This window comes from Saccharomonospora iraqiensis subsp. iraqiensis, assembly GCF_000430445.1.
GTDB classification, from domain to species: domain Bacteria; phylum Actinomycetota; class Actinomycetes; order Mycobacteriales; family Pseudonocardiaceae; genus Saccharomonospora; species Saccharomonospora iraqiensis.
The window spans coordinates 39,596-41,159 of sequence record NZ_KE387040.1; the positions used below are offsets into that span (position 1 = coordinate 39,596).

2 protein-coding genes and 1 riboswitch are annotated in these 1,564 nt (G+C 74.6%); of the genes, one reads left to right on the plus strand and one right to left on the minus strand.

The genetic code is table 11. The features are described 5' to 3' along the window. Window positions 1-806, minus strand: an 806-nt coding sequence (gene cbiE / locus ACTIR_RS21215) for a precorrin-6y C5,15-methyltransferase (decarboxylating) subunit CbiE (protein ID WP_324607084.1), incomplete at its 3' end; no start/stop codon positions are given. Between the two features lie 24 nt (window positions 807-830). After that, window positions 831-981: riboswitch (adenosylcobalamin (AdoCbl) riboswitch) on the plus strand. Window positions 982-989: 8 nt separating this feature from the next. Here cbiE and ACTIR_RS21220 point away from each other — a divergent pair. Then, window positions 990-1,564: ATP-binding protein (locus ACTIR_RS21220; protein WP_034237901.1), on the plus strand; the 575-nt coding region annotated here is incomplete at its 3' end.

Sequence of the window (1,564 nt, forward strand, 5' to 3'; positions counted from 1 at the left end):
CCGGGTGCAGCCGGGCCCATTCGACGGCCACGCTGCCCCGACCCGGCGCCCACGTCCCACAGCAGCTCGCCCGGCCGGGGCGCGAGCGCGGCGAGCACGGTGGCCCGCACGGTGGACTTGGTGAGCTGCCCGTCGTGGTCGAACACGTCGTCCGGCAGCCCCGGCGTCAACGGCAGCGGTTCCGGCCCCCGGCACGCCACGGCGAGGACGTTCAGCGCCGCACCCGCCGGGTGAGGCCAGGCCGCCGCGGTGCCGTCGAGACGGCGCTCCTCGGCGGTGCCCAGGGTCTCCCACACGGTGAGTTCGCTCTCCCCGAATCCGTGCCGGGTCAGCAGCTCCGCCACCGCGGGCGGGGTGTCTCCGTCCGCGCTGAGCACCAGCAGCCTGCGGCCCTCGCCCGCGGTGCGCAGCACCGTGTGGGTGTCGTCCCCGGTGGTGCGCACCACGTCGGTGTCCTCGGCCGACCAGCCCATCCGGGCGCGTGCCAGCGCCACCGACGACACCGACGGCAGGATGCGCACCCGCCCGGCGCCGAACCGGCGCACCAGGGTGCTGCCGATCCCGGCCAGCAGCGGGTCACCGCTGGCGAGCACACCGATCCGGCCGCCCCCGTGCGTGGCGATCAGCTCGTCCAGCGCGGGCAGCAGCGGGCTCGGCCAGGCCACTTTGCGGTAGCCGCCGTCGGGCACGAGGTCGAGCTGGCGGCGCCCACCCAGCAGCACGTCGCAGGCCGTGATCTCGGCCCGCGCCTGCTCGGGCAGTCCGGGCCAGCCGTCGGCCCCGATCCCCACTACGACAATCGTCACGGTCGGCCACCCTAGAGCAGATGTGTGCGATGATCGGGGCGCGGTCGTCGTGGAACCCGGCGCGAATCCGGGACGGTCCCGCCACTGTGACCAGCCGAAACGGCTGGGAGTCAGAGCTTCGACGGCCGCCTGAGGACCTGCTGGAACGTGGGCGAGGACACCCACGCGGGCGTTGGGAGACGTGTGCGGCCCTATCCGTTCACCGCCGTGGTCGGCATGCCCGACCTGCGGCTGGCGCTGATTCTTTCCTCCGTGTCCCCCGCCGTCGGCGGGGTGCTGGTGCGCGGCGAGAAGGGCACCGCGAAGTCGACGATGGTGCGGGCCCTGGCCGGGCTGCTGCCGGACGTCGACGTCGTGCGCGGCTGCCGGTTCTCGTGCGCACCGCACGACCCCGACCCGGCGTGCCCGGACGGCCCGCACCCGGCGGGCGTGGACGCGGACACCCGACCCGCGCGGCTGGTGGAGATGCCGGTCGGCGCGGCCGAGGACCGCGTGGTCGGTTCCCTGGACCTGGAACGCGCGCTGCGCGACGGCACCACCGACTTCCAACCGGGGCTGCTCGCCGCCGCGCACCGCGGACTGCTCTATGTGGACGAAGTGAACCTGCTGGCCGACCACCTGGTGGACACCCTGCTGGACGCCGCCGCGATGGGCCGGGTCACCGTCGAACGCGAGGGCGTGTCGGTCACCCACGCGGCACGGTTCGTGCTGATCGGCACGATGAACCCGGAGGAGGGCGAGCTCCGCCCGCAGCTGCT